Genomic DNA, 16,929 nt, shown 5'->3' on the forward strand with positions numbered 1-16,929 from the left:
GCCCAGGTGCGCGGGACGGACGGCGGACGGCGGTCCGGGCGGTCCTGGTAGTCACGGGAGCGGGTGGGGAACGCCGCCGGGGCGGGACCGGACGCCGTTGTCCGTTCCCGCCCCGGCTGCTCCGTACGGCGGCTCTCCTGCGCCGAGCTCCGCCGTACGCCCCTCCCCTTCCGGAGGGGTGCGGTCAGTGAACCGCGCTGCTTCGTGTCAGCGCGAGTCGCTGCCCGCCGTCTCGATGGCGGCGCGGCCTGCCTCCAGGCGCGCCACCGGAATCCGGAAGGGAGAGCATGATACGTAGTCCAGCCCCACCTCGTGGAAGAAGTGCACCGAGTCGGGGTCACCGCCGTGCTCGCCGCAGACGCCGAGCTTGAGGTCCGGACGGGTGGCCCGGCCGGCCTGGGCGGCGTTCTTGACCAGGGCGCCGACGCCGTCGCGGTCGATGGTCTCGAACGGGCTGACCCCGAAGATGCCCTTCTCCAGGTAGGCGGTGAAGAAGGAGGCCTCGACGTCGTCGCGGGAGAAGCCCCACACGGTCTGGGTCAGGTCGTTGGTGCCGAAGGAGAAGAAGTCGGCGGCCTCGGCGATCTGTCCGGCCGTCACGGCGGCGCGCGGCAGTTCGATCATGGTGCCGAGCTTGATGTCCAGGGTGACGCCGGTGGACGCGGCGACCTCGGCGAGCACCCGCTCGCACTCGTCGCGGACCAGCTCCAGCTCCTGGACGGTGCCGACCAGCGGGATCATCACCTCGGGGCGCGGGTCGCCACCGGCCAGCTTGCGCTCGGCCGCGGCCTCGGCGATCGCCCGGACCTGCATGCCGAACAGGCCGGGGATGACCAGGCCGAGGCGGACGCCGCGCAGGCCGAGCATCGGGTTGGCCTCGTGCAGCCGGTGGACGGCCTGGAGCAGGCGCAGGTCGTTCTCGTTCGGGTCCTTGCGGGCCTCGGCGAGGGCGACGCGCACCGACAGTTCGGTGATGTCGGGCAGGAACTCGTGCAGCGGCGGGTCGAGCAGCCGAACCGTCACCGGGAGGCCGTCCATCGACTGGAACAGCTCCAGGAAGTCGCCCTTCTGCAGCGGCAGCAGGCTGGACAGCGCGGTCTCGCGGTCCTTGTCGTTGTCCGCCAGGATCAGGTGCTCGACCTCCTTGCGGCGCTCCTCGCCGAGGAACATGTGCTCGGTGCGGCACAGGCCGATGCCCTGGGCGCCGTACCGGCGGGCGCGGTTCGCGTCCTCGGCGTTGTCGGCGTTGGCGCGCACCGCGAGGCGGCGGCGGCCGTCGGCGTGCGACATCAGCCGGTGCACGGCCTGGACCAACCCGCCCTGGACGTCGGCGCCGGCGTGGATGGTGCCCTCGAAGTACTCGACCACCGGGGACGGCAGCACCGGGACCTCGCCCAGGTACACCTTGCCGTTGGCGCCGTCGATGGAGACCACGTCGCCCTCGTGGACGACCTGGCCGTCGGCGGTGGTGAACTTGCGGTTCTTGGTGTCCACCTCCAGTTCCTCGGCGCCGCAGACGCAGGTCTTGCCCATGCCGCGGGCGACCACGGCCGCGTGCGAGGTCTTGCCGCCGCGCGAGGTGAGGATGCCCTCGGCGGCGATCATGCCTTCCAGGTCGTCCGGGTTGGTCTCGCGGCGGACCAGGATGACCTGCTCGCCGGAACGGGACCACTTCACCGCGGTGTACGAGTCGAAGACCACCTTGCCGACCGCCGCGCCGGGCGAGGCGGCGATGCCGTACGCGACCGGCTTGGTCTCGGAGGTGGGCGCGAAGCGCGGGAACATCAGCTGGGCGAGCTGGCCGCCGGTGACCCGGTGCAGCGCCTCGTCCAGGTCGATCAGGCCCTGGTCGACCAGCTGGACGGCGATCCGGAAGGCGGCCGCGGCGGTGCGCTTGCCGACCCGGGTCTGCAGCATCCAGAGCTTGCCGCGCTCGATGGTGAACTCGATGTCGCACAGGTCCCGGTAGTGGTTCTCCAGGGTGTGCATGATGCTCATCAGCTCGTCGTACGACTTCTTGTCGAGCTGCTCCAGGTCGGCCAGCGGCAGGGTGTTGCGGATGCCCGCCACCACGTCCTCGCCCTGGGCGTTCTGCAGGTAGTCGCCGTAGACGCCCTGGGTGCCGGTGGAGGGGTCGCGGGTGAAGGCGACACCGGTGCCCGAGTCCTCGCCGAGGTTGCCGAAGACCATGGTGCAGACGTTGACGGCGGTGCCCAGGTCGTTCGGGATGCGCTCCTGCCGGCGGTACAGCCGGGCCCGGTCTCCGTTCCAGGAGTGGAAGACCGCGTGGATCGCCAGGTCGAGCTGCTCGCGCGGGTCCTGCGGGAACTCCCGGCCGGTCTCCCGGAGCACGATCGCCTTGAAGGTGGCGACCAGCGATTCCAGGTCCGCGGCGGTGAGGTCCAGGTCGTTGGCGGTGCCCTTGGCGTGCTTGGCCTGTTCCAGCGCCTCCTCGAAGAGCTCGCCGTCGACGCCCAGCACGGTCTTGCCGAACATCTGGACCAGGCGGCGGTACGAGTCCCAGGCGAAGCGCTCGTTGCCGGACTGGGCGGCGAGCCCGGTCACCGAGGCGTCGGAGAGGCCGATGTTCAGGACGGTGTCCATCATGCCGGGCATCGAGAACTTGGCGCCGGAGCGCACCGAGACCAGCAGCGGGTCGTCGGCCTGGCCGAGTCGCTTGCCCATCCGCTCCTCGAGGGCGAGCAGGTGGCCGGTGATCTCCTCGTTCAGCGAGCCCGGCTCGGTGCCGGTCTCCAGGAAGACCTTGCAGGCGTCGGTGGTGATGGTGAACCCCGGAGGGACGGGGAGACCCAGGTTGGTCATCTCGGCGAGGTTCGCACCCTTCCCGCCGAGAAGATCCTTGAGGTCCTTGTTTCCTTCGGTGAAGGAGTAAACAAACTTCTGCTGCGCCGCCACGGGTGGTTCTCCTCGCACACGGTTGCCCTGACGCCGGAGAACATACCCATTTCGAAGGCCTTCTAGGGGGAGCGGATAGCTCGTACGAACCGCTGAGCGGGCGATTGGCCAGCAGATCTAATGCCCGGGTGGACGTTTGCCTGCGTTGCTGAAATCGTCCGGGTGACGCTTGCGCTAGTTCAAGAAGTGAACACATCACCACATGCAGCTCACGCGAACCGGACACACGGTGACGGCATTCGCTCCGCCGCGTTTCCCCGGCTTGATTTCCTGCAGTCAGCTGCGGCGATCCGCCGGAGGGGTCGTTCGGAAGGCGATCCGGATTTGTACACCTTGGCGAAGTCAGCTGACTGGCTGTCACTCGCCACGATATGTGGCCAGCGTCACGAGCGCATCTCAGCCGCCAGGCCGAGGCGAACTACGCTCGACGTCGCTTTCCGTTGATGATCCTGTCGCTCCGTGTTGCTCTAATTCGCCTCCAAGGAGCCCTGGTGTCCATCTTGGACAATTGGACCGGGACGGCACGGCCAGGCCGAAGTTCGAACCTAGTCTGCCGCTATGGACAGATCATCCGCCAGAGGTGTCCGATTCGGCGTCTTCACTGAGTCGGGCGCACTCGTACGGATCGTCCAACCAGCCTTCGGGCAGGACCACCCGGTTGTTGCCGCTGGTCCGGCCGCGGGGGCCGTCCGCGCCGATCGGCCAGCTCTGCTCCTGGTCGACCAGGGCCAGCGTCTCGGCCAGCTCGGTCAGCGAGCTGGAACCGGCGAGCTTCACCCGCAGCTCCGAGCCGACCGAGAAGCCCTTGGTGTACCAGGCGACGTGCTTGCGGAAGTCGATGACGCCGCGGGCCTCGTCGCCGAGCCACTCCCCCAGCAACTGGGCGTGTCGCACCATGGCGCGGGCCACGTACCCGAAGGTGGGGCGGGCGTAGTCGACGTCGCCCTCGAAGATCGACACCAGGTCCTTGAACAGCCAGGGCCGACCCAGGCACCCCCGGCCGACGACCACGCCGTCGCAACCCGTCTCGCGCATCATCCGCACCGCGTCGTCGGCGGACCAGATGTCTCCGTTGCCGAGCACCGGGATGTCGGCCGGGACGGACTCGCGGAGCCGGGCGATGGCCGACCAGTCCGCGGTGCCGCCGTAGTGCTGGGCCGCGGTGCGGCCGTGCAGGGCGATGGCGGAGACGCCCTCCTCCGCGCCGATCCGGCCCGCGTCGAGGTAGGTGAGGTGGTCGTCGTCGATGCCCTTGCGCATCTTCATGGTGACGGGCAGGTCACCCGCGTTGGCGACCGCCCGGCGCAGGATGTCGCGCAGCAGGTTGCGCTTGTACGGCAGCGCGGAGCCGCCGCCCTTGCGGGTCACCTTGGGGACGGGGCAGCCGAAGTTGAGGTCGATGTGGTCGGCGAGGCCCTCCGCGGAGATCATCCGCGCCGCCTTGCCGACCGTCTCCGGGTCCACCCCGTACAGCTGGATCGAGCGCGGCTTCTCGCTCGGGTCGAACTTGATCAGCTGCATGGTCTTGGCGTTGCGCTCGACCAGGGCGCGGGTGGTGATCATCTCGGAGACGTACAGGCCCCGGCCGCCGCTCTGCTCCCGGCACAAGGTCCGGAAGGGGGCGTTGGTGATGCCGGCCATCGGCGCCAGCACCACCGGTGGCCAGACCTGCATCGGCCCGATGTTCAAGGGGGCGAACTCAGGTGCGCCGGGTGCTGCCGGGGTGGCCTGGACGGTGTCGGGCGTGGTGGTCATGCGCGGCGGATCCTCATACGGGTAGGGCCCATCGGCGGGCTTCCGGACTCTCCATTCTCTCCCACCCGCCGGACGGGCCCGCCCGGGCGGTCAGGACGCTCCTACCCGGCCGATGGTGACGGTGCCTGAGGCGGAGGTGATGTCGAGCAGTCTCGGCGAGCCGGTGTCCTGGAGGGACTGGTCTATCGTCTGGCTGCCGCCGTCGCTGCTGAGGTCGATCCGGTACCGGCTGCGGTCGTCGGGCAGTTGCAGGACGAGGCTCCCGGAGGCGAGGCGGGTGGTGACCTCGTCCGGCGGGCGGTCGTACTGCAGGGTGACCGCTCCGGAGGAGGCGGACAGTTGGGCCCTGGGCGAGCTCAGCCCCGTACCGATGACCTGCCCCGAGCCGCTCTTCGCCCAGATCGGCCCGCTGACCCCGGTCAGTTCGATCTGGCCGCTGCCGGTCTCCGCCGAGACGCTGCCGGACACCCCCGCGATCTCCGTCCGCCCGGAACCGTTGCGGGCGTGGACGGTGGTCGACGGCGGCACCTGTATCTCCAGGGCCGCCGAGCAGTCGTGCAGGACCCGGGCCTCCGGACAGTGGACCGAGACCGTCATCGTCCCCGCGTCGATCCGTTCGGTGACCGTGGGCTTCCACAGGGCCCAGCCGATCCGCTCGGACACCACCACCCGGTCGGTGCCGCCGGAGCGGACGGTGACCCGGGCGGGCCCGGAGTCGACGTCGAGCTGCCCGACCGGCTCGAAGTACGTCCGCTCCCGGACAGCCTCCTGCTGGATGAGCAGCGCCCCCGTGACGGCGGCGCCCGCCAGGACGGCGCAGGCCAGGGCCAGCGCGCCGACGATCCGCCAGACCCGGCGCTCGCCCGGTCCGGGGGCGGCCGGCGGGCCGACCGGCCCCGGGACCGGCAGCCAGCGGGCGAACCGGCCCGGCGCGGGAACCGCCCGGGGCTCGGGCGGGGCGGGCCTCGTCACTGGCTGACCTCCAGGAAGCGCAGCACCGCGAGCACCCGTCGGTGGGTGTCCTCCGCGGGGGGCAGGTCGAGTTTGGCGAGGATCGAGTTGATGTGCTTGGAGACGGCACTGTCACTGACCACCAGGGACTCGGCGATCGCGGTGTTCGACCGCCCCTCGGCCATCAGCGCCAGCACGTCCCGCTCGCGGGGCGTCAGCCGGTGCAGCGGATCGCTGTCGCGGCGCAGCAGCAGTTGGGCGACCACTTCGGGATCGAGGGCCGTACCGCCCTGGGCGACCCGGTGCAGGGCCTCCACGAACTCGTCCACGTTGGCGACCCGCTGCTTGAGCAGGTAGCCGACACCACTGGTGTTCTTGGCCAGCAAGTCCGCCGCGTAGCGCTCCTCGACGAACTGGGAGAGCAGGACGACGGCGGTGCCGGGCCACTGCCTGCGGATCATCAGCGCGGCCCGGACCCCCTCGTCCGTGAAGCCCGGGGGCATCCGGACGTCCGCGACGACGATCTGCGGGCGGTGCTCCTCGACGGCGGCGAGCAGCGCCTCGGCGTCCCCCACCGCGGCGGCGACCTCGTAGCCCTCGCTCTCCAGCACCTTGACGATGCCGATCCTCAGCAGGACCGAATCCTCGGCGATCACAGCTCGCACGGCAGCTCCATGGTGATGGTGGTCGGGCCCCCGCGGGGGCTGGTGATGGCGAACGATCCGTCGACCGAGGCGGCGCGCTTGCGCAGGCCGTCGAGGCCGGTGCCCCGGCCGACGTCCGCCCCGCCGATGCCGTCGTCGGTGATGGTGATGCGCAGCCGGTCGGCCGACCGGCGCAGGGCGAGGTCCACCCGGGAGGCCCGGGCGTGCTTGGCGGCGTTGGCCAGTGCTTCGGAGACCGTGAAGTAGGCGACCGCCTCCACGGTGGGGGCTATCCGGCCCGGCAGGTCGACCGTGAGGTGCACGGGGACGGGGCTGCGGGCGGCGATGCCGGAGAGCGCCGCGTCGAGCCCCCGGTCCTCCAGCACCGCCGGGTGCAGGCCGCGGACCAGGTCGTGGAGCTCCTTGACGGCCGCCTGGGCCTCCTCGTGCGCGGCGGCGATGACCTCCAGCGCTTCGGGCGGGAGGTGCTTGAGGGTGCGCCGGGCCAGGCCCAGGTTCATCGCGAGCGAGACCAGCCGCTGCTGCGCGCCGTCGTGCAAGTCCCTTTCGATGCGGCGCCGTTCGGCGTCCGCGGCGTCCACCACGTCGACCCGGCTGCGGACCAGGTGCTCGACGCGGCGCTCCAGCACCTCGGCCCGGTTGGGGCCGAGCAGCGCCCGGACCGTCCACAGGTCGACCACGGCGAACAGGGCGGCGAGCCACGGCGTGGCCGCCAGCAGGAGCAGGCCTCCGACCGTGGCGAAGGCGCCTTCGGTGGTCCACCCCGGACCGGAGCGCAGGGGGTTGCCGGACGGCAGCAGCCACACCCAGCAGAAGAAGCCGAGCAGGACGACCGCGGCTCCCCAGAGGGCGAGCACCAGGACGGCGCACAGGGCCTGCACCGGGGCGACCACCAGGTGGTGAACGGCTTGACGCCACGTCAGCCCCGCGCGGAGCCGTACCAACCACCCCGCGCCCGGCGGGACCCGGCCCGGAACCTCCACTCCGCGCAAGGCCCGGACCCGGCTGCGTTGGGTGGTGGTCAGCAGGTCGAAGAGGACCACGAGCAGGAGCAGGCACAGCAGCAGGAGGCCGCCCGAAGTGCTGAGGACGATCAGGGAGGGCAGGCCGAACGGGAGGCCTGCGGCCAGGAACAGCGAGTCCCGCCGCGCGGCCGCGGACCACGGCGTGCGCGCGGCCAAGGCGGCGCGGACCACGGCGCCCCGGTCCGCCCGCTGCGGAGGCCTGTCGATCTTCGGCTGGAACATGCGGATCAGCGTAGAGGCCCCCCGATCTCGGTCTCCATGGCGCGGGCCTCCGTCTTTCTGGTGTAGCTGGCTACACCAAAAAGACGGAACCGCGCGTTACCGACAAGATCCTTGCGCCGAAGGATTCTTGTCGGCATGACGAACACGAACCTGATGCGTTGCGGCCGCGCCCCTTTCCCCTCCGCCGGGGCAGCGGCCCTCGACCTCCCCGGCACGTCCCACGAACTCGCTCCCGGGGCCGAGGAGTTGGGCTTGATCACCATGGTCGGCCCGTGGGCGGTGCGGCTGCGCGAGGGCCGCCGCACCGCCATGGAGGTCTACGAGTACGGCGAGTTGCTCGACGTCGTGGTCGAGTCCTCGCTGGGTGGCTCCGGGGTGCGCGGGGCTCGGCGCGGCCCGGCCGGAGGAGCGGGAGGAGGAGCGGTCTCGTGCGCCTGGGGTCGGCTGCCACCCTGCGGGGCGCCCCCGCCGGTGCGCTTCCTCACCGGCGGCCTGCGGCGGCGGACCGCGGGCGCGGACACCGTACGGACGGCGGGCCGGTTCTGGTTCGGCTCGGCGGCCGGAGAGTTCCGCTGGGTGCGGCTGTCGGCGGCGTCCGGCTGTGCTTGCGCGGGCCGCCCCGAGCAGGGGAGGACGGCGTGACCGTTTTCGCCTTCGGGCCCGCCACGGCCGGTGCCGGCGGCGTCGTCCGGGTCGGACGGCCCGCGGTCCCGGGCCGGCGGGCCGGGTGGTTGCGGGCCGAGGTGCTGTTCCTGGGCTGCGGGCTGGCCCTGCTGCCCTGGGCGGCGCTGCTCGCCGCGCTGCCCGGCGGCCGCCCCTGGGCGGTGCTCGATCTGGCCGAGGCGGCGGCCCTGACTGCCGCCTCCGTGCAACTGCGGCAGGGCCGGAGCCCGTTCGGCCCCGCCGTTCTGGCCGGCGTCCTGCTGGTCACGGACGCCGGGTTCGACTTGGCGACGGCTTCCAGCGGGTCCGAGCTGCTGGTCGCCCTGCTGATGGCGGTGTGCGCGGAGTTGCCGTTGGCCGCCGCGTGCTGGTCGACGGCGTACCGGGCGGGTGGCGGCCCGGTGCCGCCGGCCGCCGGGCGGCACCGGCCGCACCGGGGGCGGGCCGCCGCCTCGACTCCGGTGGGCGGCGGGCCCACCGGGTTCCTCATGGAAGGAGTGTCAGTGCAGAACATCCACCTGACGGCACGGTTCGCTTCGGGGATCGTGTCCGGCCCTCCGGCGAGCCGGCTGTACGCCGGGATGTCGAACCGGTTGCGGGTCACCGCCGCCTGGCGCGGGACGAGCCGCCCGGCTGCCGCCGCAGCTCCGTGCCCCGGCACCGGGCCCTCCGTGGCCCCGTGGGTGAACGGGTACGGCCCACCGGAGCGATCGTCCGGTGGGGCCCGGGCTGCCGGGCTCGGGGGCCAAGCCGAGACCCGGGCGTCCCGTCCCGGTCCTGGTCGGACACGCCGGGTCGCGTCCGGCGCGGCGAGAACGGCCGTCTCCGGTCGGCGTGATCCCGGGGTGCGGCGGCGGCCCGGTCCGGAGCGGCAGGCCCGCTTCGGGGAAGTCCGCTCCCGGCAGTCGCGCAGAAGTGCGGCCGGGTCGCGCCGCCGTTCCCCGTCAGGGGGTTGAGCGACCGAGGAGAGAGCCCGTGCGGGAAGGTCCGTTTCCCCGTCCACGCCTGACGCGCCTGTACTGCCCGCCCAGCTCCGGGCCGAAAGGAGTTGCCTGGCACTGCCCGTAATCCGGCAGGCGCCGTCATCACCGGCCCGAACCCGTCCCTCCTCCCGTAGGTCTCCCGTTCCTTGACTCCTCCATAGTGCGATTCGCCCTGCCGATCAGTGACCCCGTTTCCGGCCATCGACCCCTCGCCCCGGGGTCGCGCTCGTCGGTGCGGGCGTGGTCGGCGGGCACTGCCGCGAATCTCCGGATGCGGCGGGAAGGGACACGGGGTCGCCCCGGGGCCGAAAGGGCCCTCACTGACGGCACCGCAGCAGGTGACCGCGCAGATGGCCGCGTGAAAATGGGAAGCCGCTCGCCGGGGGCGGTGCGAGGATGGCGCCATGCCGACGAACCCGCCCCTCCTCCCGCACGAGACGCGCACCCGAGAGCAGTTGACGGCCACGGTCGCGTCCGGGGCGCGTCCGAAGTACCTGCATTTCTGGGGGCACCAACCGCAGCGGGACGGACGGATCGGGCCCGGCGCGCTCAGCCAGTGGTGGCCCTCCCCGTTCACCGTCGACGAGGTCCAGTACCGCACCGCCGAGCACTGGATGATGGCCGGGAAGGCCCGGCTGTTCGGGGACGAGGAGGCCGTCCCGAAGATCCTCGGGGCACGGACGCCCGCGGAGGCGAAGAACCTGGGCCGCCTGGTCAAGGGGTTCGACCAGGAGCAGTGGGTGGCGCACCGCTTCGAACTGGTGGTGGCCGGCAGCAGCGCGAAGTTCGGGCAGGACGAACAGCTGCGTGCGTACCTGCTCCACACCGGCACGCGCGTCCTGGTGGAAGCCAGCCCGCTCGACCGGATCTGGGGCATCGGTCTCGCGGCGGACGACGAACGGGCCGGCGCCCCTGCCCAGTGGCGGGGCCTGAACCTGCTCGGTTTCGCGTTGATGGAGGCACGGGCACGACTGGCAGGCTGACCCAAAGCGCTCAACTAGCGTTATCCGAACATCAGTTGGACCATTTCTCGCAAGTGGGGCGAGCCGGACGGGATTTGGCCGGAATCCACGAGTTGCAGCGGCCTCCCGCGCCACATCGGCCACTGCCACCCCCATCCCGAAAAGGTTAAGACTTGCTCCCGTAACGTGGCCGCCGTACGACAGCGCCAGGATGACCACCAGTTGTTGTGTTCGGAGGCCGGTCGGGCGGCCTCCTCGGAGAGGTCGGGGCGGGGCGCGATGACCGTACGCAATACGGGGCCGGAGTCGGCCGATGTCCAAACGCTCAGAGCGGAGTTGGACGAACTGCTGAGGGCGCGCCAGTTCGCCGCGCAGCGCGAGCGCAGGCTCGCCGAGGCCGTCCGGGCCGGTTACGAACCCGACCACGCACCCGCGTACGGCCGCCCGCCCCGGCAGCCGGATCCCGAGCTGGTGCGGCAGCTCGCCCAGGCGCAGAACCTCCGCGAAGGACTGGGCGCGCGGTGCCTGGAACTGAGTGACCGTCTGTTGGCCGCCGAGGACCGGCAGTTGGCGGGCAGACTGGCCGAGGGGCCCGCCAGCCACTCCACCTCCCGCACCGCTACCCGCACTCCCGGCCCGAACGACGCCCCCGGGGGCCGCAACGAGGGCTCCCGAACCCACCGCCCGACCGGGCCGGCCGCTCCCCTGGCACCTCCACAACGACCGTTCCCGACCGGGGCCCGTTTCGGTGGAGGGCACCACCCCGGTCCCGCCTTCGGTCCGGGCACCACGTCCGACGGCCCGTCCGGCGACGCCGCCACCCCGACCGCGCCCCCTGGCACCGACGCCCCGCCGCTGCGCGGTGCCCGGTTCAGGACCGGCCGTCCACTGCGCTCCGCCGGAAAGAACGACGGCCACGAGGCATCCCCTGCCACACCGTCCCGCACCGACACCGGCATCGTCGGGTCCGACGCGACCGCCCGGAACAACGGCCCGGGCGTCGGAAGCGGCGAACCACTCGGCACGTCGTGGGCCAGAACGCACGACCCCAGGAACGGACTTGACGGCGCCGGGTCCCCCAGCACCGCACCCAGGCACTCCGGCCGCCCGCACACCGAACGCGACAGCGGCGGCAACGGTTACGCAGCCGACGGCAACCCCGGAACCGGGTTCCGGAACCCCGGCGGGGGCGTGCAGGCGGCCCCGGCGGCGAGCGGGGGGCGGTCCCGGACGGACGCCGAACTGATCGCCCTCGTCCAGCGGATCACCGGCCTACACCGACAGGGCGCGGTGCACGAGTCCGCGGCCATCGTGGGGCAGGTGGCCCTGATGGTCTCACCGAACGACCTGGTCGGGCTGGTCTCCCTGCTGCGCGCCGAGGGGCCGGCCGGATCCTCCACCTACCTGGCCAGATCCGTGGCCCTCGGCGCCCCGGAGCACGCGGCGGCCGCACTGGCGGAACTGCGCCGCGAAGGGCTGGTGGAAGAGGCGGCCGACCTGTTCCACGCCCTGTGGTCGGTGAGCGCGCAGACCCTTCCGGCACTGCTCGCGGCACTGGAGCAGTCGGGACAGTCCGCCGACGGACAGACCCTGCTGTGGGAGCGGGCCTCCGCTCCTGCCGGCGAACTCTCCGAGCTGGCACAGCAGTTGCGGGCATCGGGGCGTTCCGGCGATGTCCACCACCTGCTGCGCCAGGCCGCCGGCCGGCCGATCGGGGAGGTCGCCACGATCACCGCCGCGCTGGACGAGGAATCGGCCGGCGAACTGATCCACGAGCTGGTGCGGATGCGTTCGGCCGGCGACGTCGGCCAGTTCGCGGCCGCGATCCGGGGTGCGGTGGAGCTGTACGACGCGATGCTGTTCGCCGTGGACGACTTGGAGGAGAGCCGGGCCCGCAGCGCGTTCGCGGCGCTGCGCACCGCGGGGTTACCGACCGAACCGACGCCCCGGCCCCGGTCGAAGTCCCGTCAGCGCCGCTGACCGGCGAGGCGGTCGGGACCCGACGATCGGCCGCCGAACGCCGAACGGCCGACGGACGCCCCGGGCGAGGGGCGTCCGCCGGCCGGACGAAGAACTGCGGCTCTGCTCCGGGGCCCCGGTGTCAGCAGCCGATCAGGCGGGTGGCCAGGTAGGACTTCACCTGGTCGAGCGACACGCGCTCCTGCGCCATGGTGTCACGCTCGCGGACGGTCACCGCGTTGTCCTCGAGGGTGTCGAAGTCGACGGTGACGCAGAACGGGGTGCCGATCTCGTCTTGGCGGCGGTAGCGCTTGCCGATCGCGCCGGCGTCGTCGAACTCGACGTTCCAGGCGGAGCGCAGGTCGGCGGCGAGACCGCGGGCCTTCGGCGAGAGGTCGGCGTTGCGGGACAGCGGGAGCACCGCGACCTTGACCGGGGCGAGCCGGGGGTCGAGCCGCATGCCGACGCGCTTCTCCATGACGCCCTTGGCGTTCGGCGCCTCGTCCTCGAAGTAGGCGTCGAGCAGGAAGGCCAGCATGGCGCGGTTGAGGCCGGCCGCGGGCTCGATCACGTACGGGAAGTACCGCTCGTTCGCGTCCTGGTCGAAGTACTTGAGGTCCTGGCCGGAGTGCTCGCTGTGCACCGTCAGGTCGTAGTCGGTGCGGTTGGCCACGCCCTCCAGTTCGGAGAACTCGCTGCCGCCGAAGTTGAAGCGGTACTCGATGTCCACCGTGCGCTTGGCGTAGTGGGACAGCTTCTCCTTGGGGTGCTCGAAGAAGCGCATGTTCTCGGTCCGCAGGCCGAGGTCGACGTACCAGTTCCAGCGCTGCTCGAGCCAGTACTCGTGCCAGGTCTCGTCCTCGCCCGGCTTGACGAAGAACTCCATCTCCATCTGCTCGAACTCGCGGGTGCGGAAGATGAAGTTGCCGGGGGTGATCTCGTTGCGGAAGCTCTTGCCGACCTGGGCGATGCCGAACGGCGGCTTCTTCCGCGTGGTGGTCTGGACGGCGCGGAAGTTGGTGAAGATGCCCTGCGCGGTCTCGGGGCGCAGGTAGGCCAGGCCGGCGGCGTCCTCGGTGACACCGAGGTGCGTCTTCAGCATGCCCGAGAACTCCTTGGGCTCCGTGAAGGCGCCCTTGTTGCCGCAGTTCGGGCAGTTGAGGTCGGCGAGGCCGTTGGCGGGCAGCTTGCCGTGCTTGGCCTCGTAGGCCTCTTCCAGGTGGTCGGCGCGGAAGCGCTTGTGACAGGAGAGGCACTCGGTCAGCGGGTCGTTGAAGGTCGCGACGTGGCCGGAGGCCTCCCAGACCTCGCGGGCGAGGATCACCGAGGAGTCGAGGCCGACGACGTCCTCCCGAGCGGTGACCATCGCGCGCCACCACTGGCGCTTGATGTTCTCCTTGAGCTCGACTCCCAGCGGACCGTAGTCCCAGGCGGCACGGGTACCACCGTAGATCTCGCTGCAGGGGTAGACGAAGCCACGGCGCTTGCTCAGGCTGACGATCGTGTCGATCTTGTCGGCGGCCACAGTGCTCTCTTCAGTACGACGGCACGGTCAGGGCGCGGCTGGTTGCGCGCGCCCGAATAACTCAGGGTACCGGGCATGCGGGGGCGGGGTTCAACTCGATAGTGGCACGGACGGGCTGCCGGGTGGCTGTACCGGGAGTGAACAGCCGTGCGTTCTCCGGCGTGTTGGAGGTCGCCCGGTGAAGGCGCGGCGCCCGGACGGTACGGGTGGCGGCCCGGCGGGCCGCGACCGGTAGGGGACGGGTCCACCCAATGCAAGTTGACAATCATTTCCAGATAAGATGAGAATGGTTGTCATGAGGATTCGCCGCACGCACCCCCGGATAGCACTCGCCGTCACCGCCCTCGCCGGATCCCTGCTGCTCTCCGGCTGCGGCGGCGCCAGCAGTGCGGCGGGGAAGGACGGCGGCGGTCTGGAGGTGGTGGCCTCCTTCTACCCGATGGAGTTCCTGGCCCGGCAGATAGGCGGGGCGCACGTGAAGGTCACCGACCTGACCGCCCCCGGAGTGGAGCCGCACGACCTGGAGCTGACGGCCAAGCAGGTCGCAACCGTCCAGCGGGCCGACGCGGTGGTCTACCTGAAGGGCCTGCAGCCGACCGTGGACAAGGCGGTCGCGCAGTCCCACGTCAAGCACGCGGTGGACGCCACCGCCGTCTCCCCACTGGTGGACCACCACCTCGACGAGGGCGGGGAGGACGAGACCGAGGCGCACGACGGCGAGCACGGGCACGAGCACGGCGGCGCGACCGGCGACCCGCACATCTGGCTGGACCCGACCCGGTACGCGGCGGTGGCCCGCGCCGTGGGCGCCGAACTCGCGGGGATCGACCCCGCCAACGCCGCCGAATACCAGCGCAACACCGACGACCTGGTGGCCCGGCTCGGCTCCCTGGACCAGGAGTTCAGGGACGGTCTGACCGGCACCGCGACCCGGACCTTCGTCACCAGCCACGCCGCGTTCGGCTACCTCGCCGAGCACTACGGGCTGGAGCAGGTCGCGATCAACGGGGTCGACCCGGAGGCCGAGCCCACCCCGTCCCGGATGGCCGAGATCCAGCGCGCCGCCAAGGAGAACGGCGCCACCACCGTCTTCTTCGAAGCCCTGGTCAGCCCCAAGCTGGCCGACACCGTGGCCGCCGACCTGGGGCTCAAGACCGCCGTGCTCGACCCCCTGGAGGGGATCAAGGAGCCGGACCGGGACGACTACTTCTCCGTCATGCGGCAGAACCTGGCCAACCTGCGGGCCGCGCTCGGCTCCCGCTGAGCCCACCCGGACCACCTGGAACCACCCGGACCACTTGGAACCGCCTGGAACCACCAGGGCCCGCCCGGATCCATCCGGCCCAGTCGAACCGGCCCGTCCGAGCCAGGACGAACCAGCCCGATCCGAACCGGCCCGATCCGGACCTGAACGAGCGGCGAAAGCAGAGCGAGGAACCACCATGAGTGCTGTCACTGCCACGGCAGACTCCGACCGGCCGCGTCCGTCCTCCCCCGAGGACGCCGGGTCGGCGGTCGTCGGGCTCCGGGGCGCCGTCGCCACCGTCGGAGGACGGCCGGTGCTGCGCGGCGTCGACCTCACCGTCCGGCCGGGCGAAGTGGTCGCCCTGCTGGGCGCCAACGGGTCCGGCAAGTCCACCACCGTGAAGAGCGTGATCGGCTCGGTACCGCTGGACCGGGGCAGCCTGGAGCTGTTCGGCCGGCCGTACCGCAAGTTCCGGGACTGGCACCGGATCGGGTACGTGCCGCAGCGCACCACCGCGGCCGGCGGGGTACCGGCCACGGTGCGCGAGGTGGTCTCCACCGGGCGGCTGCCGCAGCACCGGCTGCTGCCGTTCCGCCGCAAGGACCGTGCCGCGGTGGACCGGGCGCTGTCCGCCGTCGGCATGCTGGACCGGGCCGGCGACGGGGTGGCCCACCTCTCCGGCGGGCAGCACCAGCGGGTGCTGATCGCCCGCGCGCTGGTCGGCGTCCCCGACCTGCTGATCATGGACGAGCCGATGGCCGGTGTCGACGTGGACAGCCAGCAGGTGCTCGCCGACATCCTCCGCACCGAGGTGGAACGCGGCTGCGCGGTGCTGCTGGTGCTGCACGAACTCGGGCCGCTGGAACCGCTGATCGACCGCGCCGTGGTGCTCCGCGACGGCTGCGTGGCGCACGACGGGCCACCGCCCCGGGGCGTCGGCCAGCACGCGCTGCCCGGCCACGACCACGTCCACCCGCACGCCGATGACCACCACCGCACCACCCAGGGGCTACTGGCATGATCGAGATGTTCCAACCCGACTTCATGCAGCGGGCCTTCCTCGCCGCCGTCCTGGTCGGCGTCACCGCGCCGTCGATCGGCATCTACCTGGTGCAGCGCCGGCAGGCGTTGATGGGCGACGGCATCGGGCACGTCGCGCTGACCGGCGTCGGCCTCGGCTTCCTGTTCCAGGCCAACCCGATGTGGACGGCGGTGCTGGTCTGCGTGCTCGGCGCCGTCGTGATGGAACTCGTCCGGGCCCGCGGCAACCAGCGCGGCGACATCGCGCTGGCGATGCTCTTCTACGGCGGCATGGCCGGCGGCAAGCTGCTGGTCTCGATGAGCAGCCAGTCCGGGGCTGGCAGCCTGGAGAGCTACCTGTGGGGTTCCATCCTGTTCGTCTCCCCCGGCGACCTGGCGGTGATCGGCCTGCTCGCGGCGGTGGTCCTCGCGGTCACCGTGGGCCTGCGCCGGCAGCTGTTCGCGGTCTGCCAGGACGAGGAGTTCGCCCGGGTGACGGGCCTGCCGGTGCGGGTGCTGAACCTGCTGCTCGCGGTGATGGCCGCGGTCACCGTGACGGTCGCCATGCGGGTGGTCGGTCTGTTGCTGGTGAGCGCCCTGATGGTGGTCCCGGTGGCGGCCGCCCAGCAGCTGACCCGGTCCTTCGCGGCCACCCAGGCCACCGCGATCGGCGTGGGCGTGGTGACGGCGCTGCTCGGCGTCGGCACCTCCTACCAGGCCGACCTGCCGTCCGGCCCGACCATCGTGTTCCTGGCTATCCTCACCTTCGCCCTGTTCAGCGTGGTCGCCGCACCGCTGGCCAGACGGCGCCACCGGGCCTCCGCCGAGCACGGCCCGGCGGTGTGCGACGTGGCGCTGCCCGACGGCACCGCCGGGAGCTCCCCGGGCGGGCCGGGAACCGCGGGGGGCCCGGTCGCAGTCCTGGAGGGGACGGAGCCGGTCCGGGCACCGGCGGGGACGGCGGTCGATGCACCGCTGTCGGGGGAGTCGCTGTCAAGTCGGGGGCTGGCACAATGATGTGCGAAACCACCCGATCA

The 16,929-nt window shown here is 71.9% G+C and carries 12 protein-coding genes; 6 read left to right on the plus strand and 6 right to left on the minus strand.

The genetic code is table 11. The features are described from left to right. Nucleotides 1-207: 207 nt before the first annotated feature. From ppdK to OO48_RS14125, 5 genes are all read right to left on the minus strand, one after another. The gene (gene ppdK / locus OO48_RS14105) at nucleotides 208-2,916 is read right to left on the minus strand and encodes a pyruvate, phosphate dikinase (RefSeq protein WP_033215889.1); all 2,709 of its coding nucleotides are present in this window, start codon (nucleotides 2,914-2,916) and stop codon (nucleotides 208-210) included. Nucleotides 2,917-3,483: 567 nt separating this feature from the next. Continuing rightward, entirely contained in the window at nucleotides 3,484-4,671 is a 1,188-nt protein-coding gene (gene dusB, locus OO48_RS14110) for a tRNA dihydrouridine synthase DusB (RefSeq protein WP_209439478.1), read from the minus strand. Nucleotides 4,672-4,761: 90 nt separating this feature from the next. Then, nucleotides 4,762-5,643: a DUF4097 family beta strand repeat-containing protein gene (locus tag OO48_RS14115; protein WP_033215891.1), complete on the minus strand. Its 882-nt coding sequence runs from the start codon at nucleotides 5,641-5,643 to the stop codon at nucleotides 4,762-4,764. Next, entirely contained in the window at nucleotides 5,640-6,287 is a 648-nt protein-coding gene (locus OO48_RS14120; protein WP_033215894.1) for a response regulator, read from the minus strand. The genes OO48_RS14115 and OO48_RS14120 overlap by 4 nt, the downstream gene beginning before the upstream one ends. Continuing rightward, nucleotides 6,275-7,534 carry a sensor histidine kinase gene (locus tag OO48_RS14125; RefSeq protein ID WP_081952112.1) on the minus strand — a complete coding sequence of 420 codons (1,260 nt, stop codon included), beginning with the start codon at nucleotides 7,532-7,534 and terminating at the stop codon, nucleotides 6,275-6,277. Before OO48_RS14125 ends, OO48_RS14120 begins: the two co-directional genes overlap by 13 nt. 135 nt (nucleotides 7,535-7,669) lie before the next feature. Here OO48_RS14125 and OO48_RS14130 point away from each other — a divergent pair, with 135 nt between their 5' ends. The 3 genes from OO48_RS14130 to OO48_RS38280 all read left to right on the plus strand — a co-directional run bounded on the left by OO48_RS14130 (nucleotide 7,670) and on the right by OO48_RS38280 (nucleotide 12,122). Next, the gene (locus tag OO48_RS14130) at nucleotides 7,670-8,176 is read left to right on the plus strand and encodes a hypothetical protein (RefSeq protein ID WP_033215895.1); all 507 of its coding nucleotides are present in this window, start codon (nucleotides 7,670-7,672) and stop codon (nucleotides 8,174-8,176) included. A gap of 1,408 nt (nucleotides 8,177-9,584) precedes the next feature. Continuing rightward, the gene (locus OO48_RS14140) at nucleotides 9,585-10,163 is read left to right on the plus strand and encodes a riboflavin biosynthesis intermediates N-glycosidase (protein WP_051732115.1); all 579 of its coding nucleotides are present in this window, start codon (nucleotides 9,585-9,587) and stop codon (nucleotides 10,161-10,163) included. 1,308 nt (nucleotides 10,164-11,471) lie between these two features. Beyond that, a complete protein-coding gene (locus OO48_RS38280; protein ID WP_157845450.1) occupies nucleotides 11,472-12,122 on the plus strand; it encodes a hypothetical protein in 651 nt (216 codons plus the stop codon). Between the two features lie 121 nt (nucleotides 12,123-12,243). Here the strand turns inward: OO48_RS38280 and OO48_RS14150 are convergent, their stop codons facing one another. After that, a complete protein-coding gene (locus OO48_RS14150) occupies nucleotides 12,244-13,626 on the minus strand; it encodes a glycine--tRNA ligase (protein WP_033215900.1) in 1,383 nt (460 codons plus the stop codon). Nucleotides 13,627-13,921: 295 nt separating this feature from the next. On the opposite strand from OO48_RS14150, the gene OO48_RS14155 reads away from it, so the two are divergent. The 3 genes from OO48_RS14155 (at nucleotide 13,922) to OO48_RS14165 (ending at nucleotide 16,909) form a co-directional block, all read left to right on the plus strand. After that, complete coding sequence (locus OO48_RS14155) at nucleotides 13,922-14,890, plus strand: metal ABC transporter solute-binding protein, Zn/Mn family (protein ID WP_033215902.1); 969 nt, start codon at nucleotides 13,922-13,924, stop codon at nucleotides 14,888-14,890. A gap of 178 nt (nucleotides 14,891-15,068) precedes the next feature. Then, nucleotides 15,069-15,893 (plus strand): metal ABC transporter ATP-binding protein, encoded by an 825-nt coding sequence (locus OO48_RS14160; protein ID WP_033215907.1) that lies wholly within the window; start codon nucleotides 15,069-15,071, stop codon nucleotides 15,891-15,893. Next, nucleotides 15,893-16,909 carry a metal ABC transporter permease gene (locus OO48_RS14165; RefSeq protein ID WP_425338539.1) on the plus strand — a complete coding sequence of 339 codons (1,017 nt, stop codon included), beginning with the start codon at nucleotides 15,893-15,895 and terminating at the stop codon, nucleotides 16,907-16,909. Before OO48_RS14160 ends, OO48_RS14165 begins: the two co-directional genes overlap by 1 nt. Nucleotides 16,910-16,929: the final 20 nt, after the last annotated feature.

It is taken from the genome of Kitasatospora phosalacinea (assembly GCF_000716545.1).
In the GTDB taxonomy this organism is placed as follows: Bacteria; Actinomycetota; Actinomycetes; order Streptomycetales; family Streptomycetaceae; genus Kitasatospora; species Kitasatospora phosalacinea.